The 17,746-nt window shown below is 48.8% G+C and carries 18 protein-coding genes; 15 read left to right on the top strand and 3 right to left on the bottom strand.

Features of this window, described 5'->3' with window-relative positions; all coding sequences use genetic code 11:
* Window positions 1–157: 157 nt before the first annotated feature.
* The 11 genes from MKY85_RS24085 to MKY85_RS24035 all read left to right on the top strand — a co-directional run bounded on the left by MKY85_RS24085 (window position 158) and on the right by MKY85_RS24035 (window position 10,367).
* Window positions 158–1,252 carry a glycosyltransferase gene (locus MKY85_RS24085; protein ID WP_339237298.1) on the top strand — a complete coding sequence of 365 codons (1,095 nt, stop codon included), beginning with the start codon at window positions 158–160 and terminating at the stop codon, window positions 1,250–1,252.
* A gap of 60 nt (window positions 1,253–1,312) precedes the next feature.
* The gene (locus MKY85_RS24080) at window positions 1,313–2,452 is read left to right on the top strand and encodes a glycosyltransferase (protein WP_339237296.1); all 1,140 of its coding nucleotides are present in this window, start codon (window positions 1,313–1,315) and stop codon (window positions 2,450–2,452) included.
* Between the two features lie 66 nt (window positions 2,453–2,518).
* Entirely contained in the window at window positions 2,519–4,144 is a 1,626-nt protein-coding gene (locus MKY85_RS24075; protein WP_342570942.1) for a glycosyltransferase family 4 protein, read from the top strand.
* 14 nt (window positions 4,145–4,158) lie between these two features.
* Window positions 4,159–5,250 (top strand): UDP-N-acetylglucosamine 2-epimerase (non-hydrolyzing), encoded by a 1,092-nt coding sequence (wecB, locus tag MKY85_RS24070; protein WP_339237292.1) that lies wholly within the window; start codon window positions 4,159–4,161, stop codon window positions 5,248–5,250.
* A complete protein-coding gene (locus MKY85_RS24065; protein ID WP_342570941.1) occupies window positions 5,243–6,229 on the top strand; it encodes a polysaccharide biosynthesis protein in 987 nt (328 codons plus the stop codon). The genes wecB and MKY85_RS24065 overlap by 8 nt, the downstream gene beginning before the upstream one ends.
* On the top strand, window positions 6,226–7,053 hold the full coding sequence (locus tag MKY85_RS24060) for an SDR family oxidoreductase (protein ID WP_253440481.1): 828 nt from the start codon (window positions 6,226–6,228) through the stop codon (window positions 7,051–7,053). Before MKY85_RS24065 ends, MKY85_RS24060 begins: the two co-directional genes overlap by 4 nt.
* A complete protein-coding gene (locus tag MKY85_RS24055) occupies window positions 7,035–7,976 on the top strand; it encodes an NAD-dependent epimerase/dehydratase family protein (protein WP_342570940.1) in 942 nt (313 codons plus the stop codon). Before MKY85_RS24060 ends, MKY85_RS24055 begins: the two co-directional genes overlap by 19 nt.
* The gene (locus MKY85_RS24050; protein ID WP_342570939.1) at window positions 7,973–8,689 is read left to right on the top strand and encodes a glycosyltransferase; all 717 of its coding nucleotides are present in this window, start codon (window positions 7,973–7,975) and stop codon (window positions 8,687–8,689) included. The genes MKY85_RS24055 and MKY85_RS24050 overlap by 4 nt, the downstream gene beginning before the upstream one ends.
* Window positions 8,690–8,705: 16 nt before the next feature.
* A complete protein-coding gene (locus MKY85_RS24045; protein ID WP_339257109.1) occupies window positions 8,706–8,846 on the top strand; it encodes a hypothetical protein in 141 nt (46 codons plus the stop codon).
* Between the two features lie 45 nt (window positions 8,847–8,891).
* The gene (locus MKY85_RS24040) at window positions 8,892–9,608 is read left to right on the top strand and encodes a glycosyltransferase (RefSeq protein ID WP_339257107.1); all 717 of its coding nucleotides are present in this window, start codon (window positions 8,892–8,894) and stop codon (window positions 9,606–9,608) included.
* A gap of 225 nt (window positions 9,609–9,833) precedes the next feature.
* Complete coding sequence (locus tag MKY85_RS24035; protein ID WP_342570938.1) at window positions 9,834–10,367, top strand: GNAT family N-acetyltransferase; 534 nt, start codon at window positions 9,834–9,836, stop codon at window positions 10,365–10,367.
* Window positions 10,368–10,549: 182 nt separating this feature from the next.
* Here the strand turns inward: MKY85_RS24035 and MKY85_RS24030 are convergent, their stop codons facing one another.
* Complete coding sequence (locus tag MKY85_RS24030; RefSeq protein ID WP_253440469.1) at window positions 10,550–10,720, bottom strand: hypothetical protein; 171 nt, start codon at window positions 10,718–10,720, stop codon at window positions 10,550–10,552.
* A complete protein-coding gene (locus MKY85_RS24025) occupies window positions 10,717–11,955 on the bottom strand; it encodes a glycosyltransferase family 4 protein (protein WP_339237273.1) in 1,239 nt (412 codons plus the stop codon). Before MKY85_RS24025 ends, MKY85_RS24030 begins: the two co-directional genes overlap by 4 nt.
* A gap of 145 nt (window positions 11,956–12,100) precedes the next feature.
* Between MKY85_RS24025 and MKY85_RS24020 the strand changes: the two genes are divergently transcribed.
* Window positions 12,101–12,499 carry a hypothetical protein gene (locus MKY85_RS24020; protein ID WP_342570937.1) on the top strand — a complete coding sequence of 133 codons (399 nt, stop codon included), beginning with the start codon at window positions 12,101–12,103 and terminating at the stop codon, window positions 12,497–12,499.
* Window positions 12,500–12,761: 262 nt separating this feature from the next.
* Window positions 12,762–14,246: a DHA2 family efflux MFS transporter permease subunit gene (locus MKY85_RS24015; RefSeq protein WP_339237267.1), complete on the top strand. Its 1,485-nt coding sequence runs from the start codon at window positions 12,762–12,764 to the stop codon at window positions 14,244–14,246.
* Between the two features lie 64 nt (window positions 14,247–14,310).
* Here the strand turns inward: MKY85_RS24015 and MKY85_RS24010 are convergent, their stop codons facing one another.
* Window positions 14,311–15,384 carry a glycosyltransferase family 4 protein gene (locus MKY85_RS24010; protein ID WP_342570936.1) on the bottom strand — a complete coding sequence of 358 codons (1,074 nt, stop codon included), beginning with the start codon at window positions 15,382–15,384 and terminating at the stop codon, window positions 14,311–14,313.
* Between the two features lie 474 nt (window positions 15,385–15,858).
* On the opposite strand from MKY85_RS24010, the gene MKY85_RS24005 reads away from it, so the two are divergent.
* Window positions 15,859–17,031, top strand: a complete 1,173-nt coding sequence (locus MKY85_RS24005; protein ID WP_342570935.1) for an ATP-binding cassette domain-containing protein — start codon at window positions 15,859–15,861, stop codon at window positions 17,029–17,031.
* The gene (locus tag MKY85_RS24000; protein ID WP_342570934.1) at window positions 17,028–17,744 is read left to right on the top strand and encodes an ABC transporter permease subunit; all 717 of its coding nucleotides are present in this window, start codon (window positions 17,028–17,030) and stop codon (window positions 17,742–17,744) included. The genes MKY85_RS24005 and MKY85_RS24000 overlap by 4 nt, the downstream gene beginning before the upstream one ends.
* Window positions 17,745–17,746 lie beyond the last annotated feature (2 nt).

Here is a 17,746-nt window from a genome sequence, read left to right as displayed (position 1 = left end):
GCGGACATGCCCGTACAGGCGGATGTGGAGGGCAAGCGCCAATTTTGCGCCTTGCAGGACACCCGTCCATGATGCATCTGACCCCGAGGCATATCCTTTAGAGGGAAGACCAATCTCGGGGAGAGTCTGGAAGTGAGATCTCCTGAAGGAAGACAGGGTGAAGAATGTGGCAAAACGAAGACACCGTCCGCTAACTGAAGCGGAGACAGCTTACCGCGGCGGATATGCAGAAGGCCGCAGATTTGGCGGCTGTCAAGCCATGATGGAGCGGGTGCAGATGTTTGAACCGACCCTGCGGGACATGAAGGTGCTGTATATTCCGCAAGGGTTCGATGCCATCGATGAAGGTGTCACCCTGGCCCTGCAACAGTCTGTACGTGAATGCGTTGTTGGATCGCCAGCAACGATGTTGCAGGAAGCCAGTCAGCATCGGCCAGATGTTGTGCTCGTTATGAATGGTCTGCATGTGTTTCCCCCGGATCATCTGGAGCAGGTGAAGGGCATACGTGCACTCGGTATTCGAACAGCTGTGTGGTTTGTGGATGATCCGTATTTTACCGAGGATACTGTGTCCCTGTGTCAACACTATGATGTCGTGTTCACACATGAAGAGGCCGCTGTACCATTCTATCAAGGACATGGAGCGAACCGGGTTATCTATATGCCACTCGCAGTGAATCCGGGGATGTTTCAACCGCGTCGCGCGGCACCGCAACATCAGCATGATATTTGTTTTATCGGTACCGGATTTTGGAACCGGATTGCCTTGTTTGATGAGCTGGCTCCATTTCTTGCGGACAAAAAGGTATTCATTGCAGGTAGTCAGTGGAACCGGCTGGCACGTTTTGATGTACTAGGCCGCTTCATCCACGAAGGATGGATTGCTCCGGGAGAGACAGTCGATTATTACAATGGCGCCAAGATTGTCATTAACATTCACCGGACTTGCGAGAATGGGGAAGACAATCGCAACACACATCATCTTGAAGGTCATTCCATTAACCCGCGCACGTATGAGATTAGTGCCTGCGGCACCATGCAGATTACGGATGCACGTGCGGATTTGCCCCGTTATTATAAGCCGGGATATGACATCGAGACCTTCACCAACGCAGCAGAACTTCAGCGCAAGATCCACTATTATCTGAAGCATGAAGAAGAACGACAGGCGATGGCATGGCGGGGACTTCTCACCACGATGAACCAGCACACGTTCACTCGCCGTATTGGTCAGTTGCTGGAACATCTGTAACCCCCGTCTGAAGTAACAGCACAACGAGTAACCTATCCCAAAAAATAAAGGAGTGGCGGTATGTCTCTCAAACACCGTAAAACCAAAAAGGTTCATGCACCGGTACTGAGCCTGGCTGATCAAGCGCGCAAAAATGGGCAACATGCCGGATATGACGCAGGTAAAGAAGAAGGATATCTGCGCGGTCGCGCCAACTATATTGTAAATTGTGCACAGGAACCGTTGCCTTTCCGACAAGTTCACGTGCTGTATGTATCTTCGGGTAAAGGTTTCCCATACTCCCCGTTGGATGAGGCCATCATGGCCACGCTACAGGGAATGGTAGCTCAGGTAACCCTCACGGATCCGCGTCAACCGGTTTCTGAGATTGCGCTGCAGACGCGTCCTGATCTGGTGCTTGTGTTGGATGGAATGGATATACCCATCGAGCATATCGATGCGATCCGCCAAGCCGGCATTCAGACGGCCATCTGGCTGACCGATGATCCGTACTATACAGACATGACGCTTGATATCGTCAAACATTTTGATCATATCTTCACGTTGGAACTGAACTGCATCGATTTATATCGACAAAACGGCTGCGCGTCAGTCCATTATCTCCCTTTTGCCGCGTTCACCAATCATTATTTTCCGATTACAACCCCTTCCCCGTTAAAACGGGATGTCAGCTTTATCGGCTCGGCTTATTGGAACCGGGTATACTTCTTTAATCCGATCATGCCTCAGTTGATGTCACACAATACAGTATTTAACGGAATCTGGTGGGACCGTCTGCCTGACTATACTGCCTATGGCGAGAAGATTGAACTTGGCCGCTGGATGAGTCCACAGGAGACCAATGATGTGTACAATGGCACCAAAATTGTCATTAACCTGCATCGATCCCACGAAGATGATTCCGTCAATAATAATCACCTCAAAATCCCGCCAGCCTCACCGAACCCAAGAACGTTTGAAATTGCCGCTTCCACAACACTACAGTTGACCGACGCAAGGGATGACATTACGCGTTTCTACAAACCGGGTGTGGAGATTGAGACGTATTCCTCGCCGCAGGAGTTACTCGAAAAGGTGGAATATTATCTTACGCATGAAAAGGAACGCCGTGAGATTGCCCTTCGTGGACTCGAGCGTACCCTGAAAGACCACACGTATGGCAAAAGAATTAATGAAATGTTAACCATCATATTTCCTTAATCCTGGCCGGGAGGAGGTGTGCACAGTACCCTGTATCGGATATCCGCATACAGGGTCCGTGCGGCCATGGCAACGAAACCAAAGATGATGTTATTTTCACATGTGTGCAATACTCGCAGCATTACAGGTGCAGAGAAGCTGCTGCTTCATTTTATGAGAGAGATCGGTACGATCTTTGAGTGTGTGCTCATTGTACCCCAGGATGGGAAGCTGGCAGGGCTTGCACGAAGATTCGGCATTCAGGTCAAAATATGCAATCTGCCGATGCTTCACGGTGTGTACACACCTTACCTGGGCATTGCAAATGATGCGGAGCAACTTCGCCATACACCAGCATATCAGGAAGTGGTCTCCCTCATACGGGAGACTGCTCCCGATCTCGTGTTAACGAATACCTGTGTCAATGTGATGCCGGCTGTAGCGGCGAAGTCGCTTCAGATTCCAATTATCTGGAAGATTACCGAGATCATTCATACGAATGAACATACAGCCGAGGCGATTCAGATGATTGGTCGCTATGCAGACTGGATTATCGGTATATCCGAGACAGCGGTCGCTCCATTTCATCAAGCTGGCATGAGTGACAAACTAACCGTCATTTCGCCGACATGGGAACCGGCTCTGCCCGCACCGGACCGCTGGGTTCATCTGCGTGAGCGCAAGCGCAAGGAACTTGGTCTTAAGGCATCACAGACTTGTATTGGTTATATTTCTTCCTTTATATATGATGCCAAAGGGTTGAAACCTTTTGTGGATATGGCCTTGAGGATCTGTGAAACGCATTCGCGCTGTCGCTTCTGGATCATCGGGGCACCATCGGATAAAAAGTATTACGACGAGTGTGTATCACGGGTGAAAAAATCCGGGTATTCACGCCGATTTACCTTCACTACGTTTGAAGAGAACGTATCTCTGGCGTATAGCGCCATGGATATCGTGGTCATCCCAAGCATGGTCAAAGAAGGATTTGGCATGACCGCACTGGAGGGTCTCTATTTTGCCAAACCGGTCATCGCTTTCGCTCAGGGTGGACTGAAGGAATTAATGGAATCCGTAGGTAGTGGTGCGTTTTTGGCCCCGCCCGGGGATACCGAAGCGCTTGTCACCTTGGCGACAACCTTGCTGAATGATTCGGAGCTGGCTTCGAATACGGGGTGGCGCAATCGGGCAGAAGCGGAAAGGCTCTACGGGGTTGAAACCTACCGAACGAAATTGCATACGATGGTGACACAGTGGTTATTGCGTTTTCCCGGATGGTTTGCTTATATCCAACCTCCGAATGGACCTGTGTATACCCATGGGGAGGGAGGACTACGCACGGTACTGGTTCTGGAGCCGGTTACGGTTCGGGCACTGTTATTCCCGCTGACGGTCATACAGGCGTTGCCACATTCCTCATTACCTCCGATCGCATTGGGTCAAGATGCCCCTGTAGCCTCAAGTACTGGCCCAGCTGCAAAGCTGATTCAACAGAGGGGCAAAACGCGGAAACGCCGTCGTAAGTCACTTGCATCTCATTCTCGCCGAGACCGTGAGGGGCTGAAACGTACTTCCGGAACTGGCCGACGTAAAGGGAGATCCCGTACAACGAAGGGACCGCGTCCGCATATGGGCAAATCAGCTACCCGCAGACGCAAATCTGCCAAGGCGGGACGTAGCCGAGCAGGGCGCAAGGGTTCCAATACAAGATGAAGGCAGGGATTACGATGAAGATCATGACGGTGCTGGGTACGAGACCTGAGATCATACGGCTCAGCCTGATCATCTCCAAGCTGGACCAGTATGCGTCCAAACATATTCTGGTGCACACGGGACAGAACTTCACGGAAAGTCTCAGTGGTCTCTTTTTCAAGGAAATGGGCCTGCGCGCACCGGATTACGTTCTTCAGGATGAAGCGGCCTCTCTGGGACGACAGCTGTCCTCGATGTTTACGCAAATGGAAGATCTGATATTGCAGGAGAAGCCCGATAAACTACTGCTGCTCGGGGATACCAATAGTGCATTATGTGCAGTATTGGCTGAGCGCATGGGTGTTCCTGTTATTCATATGGAAGCAGGCAATCGTTGCTTTGATCTGGATGTGCCTGAGGAGAAGAATCGCAAGGTTATTGATGCCATCTCCACCATTAATATGCCTTACACGGAACAGAGCAAGAAACATTTGGTCAGCGAAGGTGTACCAAGCAGGCGCATTGTGCTCACGGGCAATCCCATCTATGAAGTGATGCAGCACTATGACGCACAGGTGAACTCCAGCAAAATCCTCAAAAAGCTGAAGCTGAAGTCCGGGCAATATTTTTTGGTTACTGCCCATCGAGCCGAGAATGTGGATCATGCCCCTCATCTGCTGGAGATTATGAAAGGACTTAATCAGGTCGCAGAGGAACACGGGCTGCGTGTAATCTGCAGCATTCATCCGCGTACAGCAATTCGGATTGCGGAGCATCTGCAACTGGAGATGAACCCGCTGGTAGAGTTTCACGAGCCGTTTGGATTCTTCGATTTTGTGATGCTCGAACGTCATGCACGTTGTGCGCTCACGGACAGTGGTACGGTGCAGGAAGAGTGCTGCATTATGGGCGTGCCGACCGTAACCATGCGCCGAACTACCGAGCGTCCGGAAACGGTGGATTGCGGCAGCAATGTGGTCTCCGGTCTGGATGCGGCACGCATCGCTGATTGCGTGAAAGTCATGACGCAGATGTCCACTGATTGGGATTGCCCGCAAGGTTACAAAGCAACAGATGTATCCGGTAAAGTAGTTAAATTTCTGCTTGGAGGGAAAATGCATGTTTGAAAATAAGCGTATACTCGTGACTGGCGGTACGGGATCATGGGGTTATGAACTTGTGGCTCAACTGCTGCCCCAGCAGCCCAAAGAAATTATTGTATATTCCCGGAACGAGTCCAGCCAAGTGGCTATGAGTCGTGAATTTGAGGACCCACGTCTTCATTTCCGGATTGGAGATATTCGTGACAAGGATGCCTTGACGGCGGCTTGCCAGCATGTGGACTATGTATTTCATCTGGCGGCACTCAAGCATGTTCCAGTGTGTGAAGACCAACCTTACGAAGCGCTCAAAACCAATGTGATTGGGACACAAAACGTGATTGAGGCTGCCATTGAAAACAAGGTGGAAAAAGTAATCTATATCTCGACTGACAAAGCTGCCAATCCGTCCAACTTCTACGGCATGACCAAAGCAATCGGCGAGAAATTAATTGTATATGCCAATTTGTTACACAGTAACACCAAGTTTGTTACGGTACGGGGCGGAAATGTTCTGGGAACGAACGGCAGTGTGGTACATCTGTTCAAGAATCAGATTCGTCAGAAAGGCCAGGTCTCCATCACGGATATGAGCATGACTCGGTTCTTTCTCACGCTAAAGGATGCAATTACCCTGCTGTTCAAAGCCTCGGTGGAAAGTGTCGGCGGAGAGATCTTTGTCATGACGATGCCAACCTGCAAAATCGTGGATCTCGCGGAAGTGTTAATTGAGGATTCCGGTGTGGAGAATGTGGCCATTGTGGAACAGGGCATTCGTCCAGGTGAGAAAATTCATGAAATATTGATGAGTGAATTCGAGAGCATGACCACCGTTGTCTACGATGAGCAGTATCTGGTAATTCTTCCCACCCTGGGCATACCAGGTCTGCGTGAACATTATACCAATTGTCCACCTGTCTCCTTTAACAGCTTCAGTTCTGAACACCAACTGATGACCAAAGAGGAGATTCGTGAAATTCTCAAGCGCGGAGGATTCTTGTCATGAAACTGCTGATACTTGGTGGAAACGGAATGGCCGGCCATATTCTGGTCGACTATTTCCGCCGTCAAGGTGTACACAGCGTCTTCTACACAACTCGTGATGTAACGGACCCCAATGGTCTGCTCCTGGATGTGAACGACAGCTTCATGGTTGATCGATTGGTAGAAGCGGTGCACCCGGATGTGATTATTAATGCAGTAGGTGTGTTGAACAGCTTTGCAGATGAGGACAAAATTACGGCCTATCATATCAATGGGTTTCTGCCGCATCGTCTGCGGCGGGTTGCGGATACGATTGGTGCACGTCTGATTCATATCAGCACAGACTGTGTGTTCAGCGGAGATCGGGGAGCATACCGGGAAGATGATGTTACGGATGGGACTTCAGCTTATGCCATTACCAAAGCACTTGGTGAAGTCCAGGATGAAGGTCATCTGACGATTCGTACGTCCATCATTGGACCCGAAATTCGGCAGGGCGGCATTGGTCTGATGCAATGGTTTATGTCCCGCACAGGTGAAGTCGGCGGGTATACCCGCGTATTCTGGAATGGTGTGACCACACTTGAACTGGCCAAATGGGTTGACCATTACCTGGCCTCATCCATTAGTGGTCTGATCCATCTAGCTCATCCAACACCTGTCAGCAAGCATGATCTGCTTGTGTTGTTCAAGCAGACCTGGAACAAGCAGGATGTGACGATTGTGCGTGATGACAGTGTAGTACAGGACCGTACGCTGGTGTCCACTCGCGAGGATGTGAAGACAGACCTGCCGGATTATTCTACAATGCTGAAGGAGTTGGCATTATGGATGGAGCAGAGCTGACGGGCAAGACAGTACTAATTACAGGCGCTTCCGGTTTTACCGGGCGACATGCTGTATCTTATTTTCGAGAAGTTGGTGCAGTGGTTGTAGCGGTAGTCCGGAGACCGGATGTACATTCGTTTGGAATAGGTACCCAAGTCCATGTCTGTGATCTGAATGATAAACAGCAAGTGCGTCATCTGATCGGCAAGGTGCAGCCCGACTATGTGCTGCATCTCGCTGGCAAAAATTCAGTGCCTGATTCATGGTCTGATCCGTTACTGGTCCTGGAGACCAATGTGATGGGCGTGCTGTATTTGCTGGATGCGCTTCGCAGTTGTCCGGCAGCACGAACCGTTATTGTAGGATCGAGGTTAAAATATACGCAGGAACCTGGCCGGATTCCCCAGCCTCCACATCCATATAGCCTCAGCAAAGCACTGGAAGAGATGGTGTCCTTGTCGTGGATGTCACTCTTCGGACAACAGATCATGCTGGCGGAGCCGGGCAATCTGATTGGGGCGGGTCCTTCCACAGGCATCTGTTCCCTGCTTGCACGCCATGTTGTTGCCTGTGAGCAGGCGGGCAAAACGGAGGCGTTCCGCCTGTCGGGACGGGACAATACCCGTGACTTTCTGGATGTGAGGGATGCAGTCAGAGCGTATGCAACCCTCCTGATACAGGGGGCCAGCGGTACAGTATATCCGGTGGTGTCTGGCACCGAGCGGAGTCTTGGTGAAGTTGCAGATCTGCTGTTGTCCATGACAGAAGCGGAAGTCCCTGTTCGCTGGGATGGGGCATCTTCTGGTCCGGACGGTTCGGGGAAACAGGAGGAATTATCACTGCTGCGCAAGCTTGGCTGGCAGCCGATGATTCCATTTGCCACATCACTTCAGGATATCCTGAGTGATGTTCGTGACCAGCAAGGGAGGACGACAGGTTGAGTCCGAGAGTATCCATTGTCATTCCATTCTACAACTGTCCTTATGTGCCTCAGGCGATTCAAAGTGCGCTGAACCAGACATATTCGGATGTGGAGATCGTTGTTGTGAATGACGGTTCCACCCGGCATGCAGAGCTGCTTCAGCCTTATCTTCCTTATATTAATGTGCTTGGCAAAAGCAATGGCGGGACGGCCTCGGCACTTAATCATGGGATTCGTCATGCCTCTGGTGATTATGTAGCCTGGCTTAGTTCGGACGATTTTCTGTATCCAGATAAAATCCGGTATCAGCTCGAGTTTATGCAGCGCGAGAATGTGCTCGTCTCGTACACGAATTTTCACTATATCAACGAGCATTCAGCCGTTACCCAAATGCATGGTGGGCCAGAACCGATGTCCGATCTGGACTTACTGCGGCGGTTTGTCAACGGCAATCCGGTCAATGGCTGCACGGTCATGATTCGTAAGGATCTGTTCAGCGGAGTGGGGCTGTTCGATGAGCTTCTGCCTTACACGCATGATCTGGATCTCTGGATGCGGATTGTACTGAACGGTCATCGGTTCCCATACCTGAACGAACCGCTTACGGCCTATCGGTGGCATGGGGGAATGGGGTCAGTTCGTCATGCCGATGTCATCGGCAGAGAAGCATCCATGGTATGGTCGAGATATCGCGAACCGTTGTTGCAGCGCATAGCGGCGCTTGGGGGTTAGCGTTGAGAGGGCAGTTATGAAGCCACAAGTTGGCGGAGTGACGCCCTCTTTGCGCAGCATTTTACCCGATGACAGTAAAGGTGGTATCAGAATGAAATGTGCTTCCGTAACACCGCGGATGTCCAATGCCGATCGAATGGATCTTCATAAAATGTAGGAAAGCAATCGCTATGCAGAGATAAGCGGAGGAAGGGGGCCCCGAATGGAGCCGAAAGTATCGATCGTCATCCCTTTTTATAATTGTGCGTATATCGAGCAGGCTGTTCACAGTGCCACTCACCAGACCTATCCGCATATTGAAGTGATCGTGGTGGATGATGGGTCAACCGAGCACGTGGAGCGACTAGAGCCATTCATGGATTCTATCCATTATATCCGCAAAGAAAACGGTGGTACCGCGACGGCATTGAATGAGGGTATCAAACAGGCAACAGGGGATTACTTTGTCTGGCTCAGTTCAGATGATGTGATGCTGCTGGACCGTGTGGAGAAACAGTTGAAGTTTATGCGTGAGGTCAAGGCTTCATTCTGTCATGGTGCCTACCACTATGTGAATGAGAAGAGTGAGTGGTTGGATACGGTGCATCCGGAAGTGGGCAGTCGTCTGGAGATGTTGCAGGTACTGCTTGAAGGTTGTCCGATCAACGGCTGTACCGTCATGTTGGAGATGGATGCATTTGAGCGGTTTGGCTTGTTCGATACTGATTTTCGCTACACTCATGACTACGAGATGTGGTTGCGACTGTTTCCGATGTATGAGCTGTTCTATTACAATGAACCCCTGATGTGTTATCGTCTGCATGATTCAATGGGGACCAAACGTCACTTCAAGGCACTGGTGGCCGAGATGGAACGTGTTCAGGCGAAACACAGACCTATTTTGCTCAATTTGCTTCAGGTCGGCGGGTATTGGAAGTGAAGTAGACGGATGTGCAGATGATGGCTTGAATGGAATAGGTAGTTAAATGGATGTGCTATAAGTGGGGGAGCTCTTTTTTTGTTCTATGACGATCCATGGACAGGTAGGTAGAAGGGATGCCGAAGTCTCTGTATAATGAAATGATTCATACACGGAAGGGACTGGACTATGCGCAGATATCAATATCTTACACCGAATCATTAATAAACGAATGGAGGTGAAGTATTGATTACAGAGTTACACACAGAACGGTTATTTTTGCGAAAAATGAACGTATTGGATGCGGCCAGCTTGTTTGAAATTTGGTCTGATCCGGAGGTTACTAGATTCATGAATATCACTCCTTTTACGGATGAACATCAAGCCATAGCCATGATTAATATTCTGGACGACCTTTCTCAGGAAAACAAGGCTATTCGATTCTCTATCATCGCGCAAGAGTCCAATGAAATTATAGGTTCATGCGGTTATAACTTACTGGATTATGACAATCTCAAAGCAGAAATTGGGTATGACATTGCCAGATCACACTGGGGAAAAGGATATGCGACAGAAGCGATCTCTTCTTTGTTAGCTCATGCCTTCTCGACGATGAAGCTGAATCGAATTGAAGCAAAGGTTGACCCCGATCATGTGAATTCTATCAAGCTATTATTAAAGCTCAATTTCACATACGAAGGTACCCTCAGAGCTTACGAAAGGGCAGGCGAAACGTTCAACGATCTGAATATGTATTCCAAGTTGGCGACAGATGAATAAGATCTGGAATTCGTTACATGTCGGATCTGTGCAAAAAGAATCAATTAGCGTGTTCTGGATTCGCTAGAACACAACACAATAAAAGCAAACAAGGGGTGTCCACCGTCATTCATATGACAAATGGTACACCCCTTGTTTGATATTCCGGCATGTTACATGAAGACAGCATGGAATGGGACAACTTAATCCTTTGAATACATGATCTCCATCGACACGGGATCGGGAAATACATAGCCCTTGGGCAGCTTCTGCATCAATTGATTCATGATAGCGTAATCCACGTCGATGTGAGGCGTGGAAACTGGAGTCGAAAACCAGCGATTGTATAGATCACTCGGTACAAGCAACGTCATATCGGTTGTCCTCCTCTGTAAATAGCCTCCTGATAGACTTGAAAAGTACGCATTCCCATTTCTTCCAATGAACGATGTTGTTCAGCCCAGGCTTTTGCCGCCGCCCCCACTGTTCTTCGGGTAACGTTATCCTCCAGTAATGCATTCAACAGTTCACTGAGCGAGTCGACATCCTGTGGAGGAACAACCCATCCTGTACGTCCCGGTTCAACCATCTCAGGCATGCCGGCTGTACCACTGACGATAACAGGTATACCCGCCAGTTGTGCTTCGGTCACGGAGAACGGCTGAGTATCCTGCAGGCTGGGCTGGACATAGATGTCTGCGTGGCGCAGGAAGGAAGGGATATTGTCGAGTTTGCCCCAGAACACAACATCAGCGCCAATGCCTGCTGCCGTGGCCTGTGCCCGCAACTCATCGGATAGATTGCCTTCTCCTGCGATCCAGCACACCCAATCGGTACGTTTGCTTTTCAGACTGGCTAAAGCCTTGATTAATACATGTACACCCTTGATGTATTCAAGCCTTCCGGTAAAGGCAATGACTTTCTTGCCCGCGGGTGGTCGTTGGCGAAATTTCACGGCTGCTGAGGCACGGTAGGTTGGCAGGTCGATAGCATAGGGGATTTGCCTGAACTTCGACTCTGGAACCGCGAGTTCTGTAAGTGTACTTTTGATCCAGTGACTGGACACCAGAATCAGCTCAGACTGTGCTGCACTTCGCTCTTCCAATGAGAGAAAATAACGTCCGCGTTTGGATTGCAGATAGGTAGAAAGAGTAAGTTGCGGGTTGGAGTTTTGAGCATCGTAAAAGGCCTCGCGGGCAAGTGCCCCATGATAGCTGGTGACCAGTGGGATATTGCGGTTCAAGATGCGTTTAATGGCTACGGCGGCTACGGGATCTTGCGCATGGATTACGTCATAGTGGTCTACTCCCAGATAAGCGGCGGCCATCTCGAAGGCATATCTATTCAGTTCATAATAAGCGAGAAGCGGATCGGCAGTGAATTGTGGCAGATCGGTCGGATTGAGTTTGGCTTGCAGCATGGGCCACACCGTATCCTTGGAGAAAGCGCGGTTCAGATTACGAACATATACCTCGTTTTTGGCACCATTTGTGCCCATGATATCAACCTCTACACCAAGTGAAATCAGCCTGTCGGCCAGTTGTTTAACATATGTCCATATGCCTCCCATATGTGTAAGCTCCCAATACGTAACGAGCAGAACTCTCATAGCTACCCCCTTGTCACGGCCTGCACCGGCCGAGCTTCTATGCTTCTATCCTATGAAAAAAGGGGACCAGAAGGTCGGGCATTTTTGTGTATCTGGTTGAAAATGGGTGAATGCAAATGACAATAGACAAGGGGGAGCATATCCTATGTATAGAAAGGCTCATACGCCGAAGGAGGGATCTACAGTGGCTGTATATGTGCTAAATATCCATGAAAATTTGTTACAGACGTTTGTTCCCATCAAATACATGGACGTGGAGTTGGCCTATGTGGGGAGCGATGAAGGGACAGATGTATTTGTTGGCGGAGCCAGTAGGCACGGAGAACTGTATCGACATCTTTTTCATATAAGTTCGAATTCGGGGGGAGCGGGTGGTAATCAAGTCATTCATAATCTGGATGTATCTTCCGATCCTTATGAGCTGAGGATTATCAGCAACAGCTCTTCACCGAATCATCTGGTTATTCGCTTGTATTACAGAAGTATTCACGGTCAGACATTGGGCATAATGTCAGAATATCAGATGATGAAGCTTGCAGATTGATATGGACATCATTGAATAGTCGTGATTAACCCACGTGTGGAGCAGGGAAGTACCTGTTCCATTTTTTTATATTGCATCCATAGTAGAAAATTCTGAAAAAATAGCTTGACAGCAAAGGTATTTTCATTAGAATTAGATCAGTGTTAAACGAAAGTTTAAAACGACGATTTAAAACGATAGTTTGAAATCAGTCGAGAGAATATAGGCTAGTGAGATGCAGGCAGTAGCCTGTGTTCTTCTGCCGGAAAAGAGTGTGGAGAACGTGAAAGAACAAACAGCAGTATCACAGGAGCCGGCAGAGTTTTCGATTAAAACCATTATTTTGCCACTCCTGGCTATTATCGTCGGCATGATCATGGTTATTCTGGACAGTACCGTTGTTAATGTGGCCATTCCGAATCTCGTTCAATATTTCGAGACGGATCTGAAGACCATCCAATGGACGGTTACAGGATATACCTTGGCTTTGTCTGCAGTTATTCCGCTGGCAGGTTGGTTAACTGACCGTTTCGGTGCCAAAAGAGTATTCCTGTTCACCATTGCCATGTTTACCTTGGGTTCTGTGTTATGCTCCATTGCCCAATCACCTGAGCAATTAATCATTTACCGTGTCATTCAAGGCCTTGGGGGAGGCATGGTTGCTCCTATTGGTATGGCGATGGTATTTCGACTGGCTCCTCCTGAACGAAGAGGTTCCATCATGGGCATGCTCGGAATTCCCATGTTGCTTGCCCCTGCACTGGGCCCGGTATTGTCCGGTTGGTTTATTGAATCACTGAGCTGGCACTGGATCTTCCTGATTAACTTGCCCATTGGTATTGCAGCTTTCATTCTATGTATCAAATTTTTGCCTGATACAGATCGTGGACGCACGCCTGCACTGGATCTGCTCGGCATGATTCTGGCGCCAATCGCATTCTCAATGCTCGCTTACGGTGTGAGTGAGGGGGGAACCAGCTGGACATCTACAACAACACTGACTGGTGTAATCGTAGGTGGCGTGGCGCTAATCTTATTCATTATTGTGGAACTTCGTCATCAAAATCCATTGCTCGAACTCCGGGTATTCAAATCATCTGATTTCTCGCGTGGGATTATTCTCGCATGGGTTTCGCAAGTGGCGCTGTTCGGTGCGATGATCTTGATCCCGCTTTATTTGCAGCAGATCAAAGGCTACACTGCACTGGAAACGGGATTGATTCTGCTTCCACAGGCTCTGGCTTCCGGCGTGGGTATGCCGCTCGGCGGCCGATTGTTTGATAAAATCGGTGCCAGACCTCTGGCCTTCGTGGGTCTGGGAATTATCTCGGGAGCCTTGTTTATTCTGTCCTCCATCACGGCAGAGACAGGCCTTGGCCTGATCATCACGGCCCTGATCATGATGGGTCTGGGTATGGGCTTGTCCATGATGCCACTCAATACGCATGTATTGAATGCTGCACCACGTAAGCTGGTTGGACGGGTTACACCGCTTACGGCTGCTGCACAGCAAGTGGTCGTGTCCTTTGCGGTTGCAGGGCTCACAGGTTTCCTTACTTCCAGAATCGCAGACAATACAACGAGTGCAGAGCCGACCGCTATAGTTCAAGGTCTGGTGAGTGGTTTCAATGATACGTTCTTCCTGGCCGCTTGTATTGCATTGTTTGGATGTCTGCTCAGTCTGATTCTGCGCAAACCAAAACCGATGCCGGAAGAAGAACTTCAAAATGGCGACAAGCCTGATCCCGCGATGATGATGGGACACTAAGACTTTTTAAAGTGACATAGTAAGGCAGTTCAGAGAATCTTGCTGAACTGCCTTTTTGTTATGCTCAATGAAAAATTCGCAGTGCTGTCATCATTTCACGGAAAGAATGGGCATATCGATCAGGTGAGAAAGACAAGCTCATATGCTGTCTGCCCTGAATGCGGATATACTCCCGCAGTTTCTTGTTCTTCATGAGGTCTCTTGCTTCGTCTACAGCAGCCTTTATATTTCCAATGGGATAAAACTTTCCAGTCTTATTATGTGTGATGAATGAGCGCACACCATCCGAATCTGTGCTGAGCACTGGGCAACCGCAGCTAATGGCTTCAGCGACGGCATAGCCGAATCCTTCTAGCAGGGAAGTGGATAACATGATTCCCCCTGACGCAGCAATCATCGAATAGTATGTGGGCATCTGAGAATGGGGAACATTGACGAAGATGCCGATCCGATCCTCAAGCCCGTATTCTGCCAACATGTGCCGGAACATGACTTCATCTTCTGGATTGGCCAAAGTGGGATCATGGAATAACCATAGTCTGGCTTTCGGATTTTTTTTGATGATTTCACTCGAAATGATTAAATATTCCCGCCAGTTTTTATTGTGTTCAAGTCGTCCTACCCAAGCCAGCACTGGATAGGGTGGAGTATCCACCAGAACCGGTGCGAAGGTGTCTGTATCCAGCATATTGGGAATAACAAACCGATGTAGCCAAGGACAGATATGAATGAACATATCCAGAAGGTGGTCTGTGGGAGGGATAACGGCAGCATCGCAATGGGCCTGAAGGTAAGGTACACCCATCTGTATCGTTTCCAGAGCCTGATCGCGTGTTCCGAGTCCCTGCGCTTCAAAAATAATTTTTCCTGTATAGCCAAGCGCTCTCAAGCGGCCGGGCATAGCGATGTCTGAAGTGGCGATGATGGCATCATAATGATGAGTATGAATGATATGATGGATATCCTCGTCACTGGATGCGGTGAAAATGGGGGTATCACTGTTGTTCTGCAATCCCGAGCCTGTGTTGAGATAAAGTAGGTGCGCTTCAATGCCATGGCGTTTCAGAACAGCGGTGCGCAGTCGGTTTAACGTATCCACGCCACCGCTTGGAACATAAAACGTGAATAATACTTTCACACGATTCACCCTCTGACTTTTGGTCAGGAGCACATTCTCCTGTACTCTATGTTACGTTGGCTTGAAGTATAGGGTGTGGGTGTTGTTTAATGTGTTCACATTTTGGACAAATTTTTTTAAGCTTTCTTTTAAGTGACATTAAGCTGGGCTTAGGATAGATCACGTATTATACAAGGAACTTCCCGTGTACATCATTTATTACATAATTTCAACGTAACATTTACACGTTAACGGAGAGGGCAGAAAAAACTTGAAGAAGCGAAGCGTTCGCCTGAAAGCTTTCTGAAAAGAAAGCTACATCGGAAGCATACGCTATCCCCAGATTTTTCCTTCTAAATGAAGGGATCAAAAAAATCTGGGGATAACAGTGATCGGAAGGTTATTTTGCCATCGGAGTGCAAGTGTAATATTTTTAGTTGAATTTATATAACGAACGATGGTACACGGGTATTTTAACGGGAAAGGATGAATGATGTGCTCGAAGTGAAACAGGTCAGCAAAGTTTACGAAGGGCAGCGCGGCGTACATCAATTGGATTTCACCATGGAACGTGGTGAAATTGTCGGGTTTCTCGGCCCCAATGGTGCCGGAAAAACAACAACGATGCGTATGATTACGGGCTATGTGCATCCTACCGCGGGTTCCATCCTGGTGGATGGGGTATCGGTGCATGACCAAGGTCAGCGTGTTCGTTCCAAGATTGGATATCTGCCTGAAACTCCGCCACTGTATCCGGATATGACAGTGCAGTCCTACCTTAAATTCGTAGCGAATTTGAGAGATGTTCCGGCACGTGAGGTTAAGCTGCGAGTCAGCGAGATGGTAAGCAGATTGGGACTCCAGGGTCGGGAGAGACAAATGGTACGTAGGTTATCCAAAGGATACAAGCAACGCCTCGGGCTGGCAGGAGCCATTATTCACAAGCCGGATCTGCTGGTGCTGGATGAGCCAACCTCGGGCCTTGATCCAAATCAGATTATCGAGATCCGAGATCTGATTCGGGAACTGGGGGAGAATCATACGGTGCTGCTCAGTACGCATATTTTGCCTGAAGTGAGCACACTCTGTAATCGAATGTTGATCATTAATCAGGGGCAGCTCGTGCTGGATGGTTCACCACAGCATTTTGGATCAGCAATGGGGGATCAGTTCAAGGTGTCGATTGAAGTGAAGGCCACTGCGGAGCAATTACATAATGTGCTGAAACCATGGGAGAAAGTGCGGAGTGAAGTCATTCAAACATCAGATGCGAATACCACCAGAGATACTTCACTTACTTCTGATACAGCGAATACGGTTAAAATGCTTCTTACTGGAGAGAACTCGGAAGATTTCCGGGAGGAGCTATTTTACCTTTTGTCCGGTGCAGGATTACCGATTCTGGAGATGAAAAAGGAGAATCTCAGTCTGGAACAGATTTTCCTGAAGCTGACCACAACCGAGACAACAACGGATATAAAAGATACAAACGCGGATTCGGCAGATGGGGATCAGGTTGCTGGGGCAGTGATGGATCAGGCGAATGTAACTTCCGACAACGACTCGTCGAGTGTATCGGGAACATCACCGAGTCCAACAAGTAGTACATTAACGAATACTTCAACGGATGCTTCGTCCCATTCGCGCAAAGGGGAGGACTCCAAATGAGACGAATGATGGCGGTATGTAACAAAGAGCTGCAAGCTTATTTTCTGTCTCCAACGTCCTATTTTGCTTTTGCCGTATATGTACTGATGACCAGCTTGCTGTTCTACTCCAGTTTCGTATATTACCAGCCGAGTATTGTCGATTATCGACTCGTGCTGGGGGATACGTTATCCATGCTGCTGTTTGTCGTGCCTTTGTTAACGATGCGGCTTGTTGCGGAGGAATTCAGACAGGGAACGGATGAACTGCTGCTGACTTCTCCGGCGCGTGTAACAGAGATTATTTTTGGCAAATACCTTGCTTCTCTGGCCATTCTGGTCGTGCTCATCCTGTGCAGTCTGGTGTACCCTTTCATCATGTCGTTCTATGGAACATTGGATATGACGACGGTATGGATGTCTGCGCTTGGTTTATTCTTCCTGGGCGGAAGCATGATGGCGATAGGACTGTTCGCTTCTACATTATCCCAGCATCAGATGGTGTCTGCGGTGGCGGGTTTTATTATCTTGCTCGTTTTGTGGATGCTTGATTCATTCGCAGGTAATACAGGAACTGCTTTGCAGCAGTGGCTCGATCCGTTTGCCCTGACTAACCGGTTTGACAGCTTCATGAAAGGCGTGCTTAGCGGACCGGATATAGTGTACTATGTCACACTTTCAGGTGTGTTTCTGCTGTTAAGCATTCAAATTGTGGAACGGAAGCGGTGGAGGTGAGA

The organism is Paenibacillus sp. FSL R5-0749, assembly GCF_038595085.1.
GTDB lineage: Bacteria > Bacillota > Bacilli > Paenibacillales > Paenibacillaceae > Paenibacillus.
Note: the sequence above shows the minus strand (reverse complement) of the source record. Positions and strands in the feature narration are given on the sequence as shown.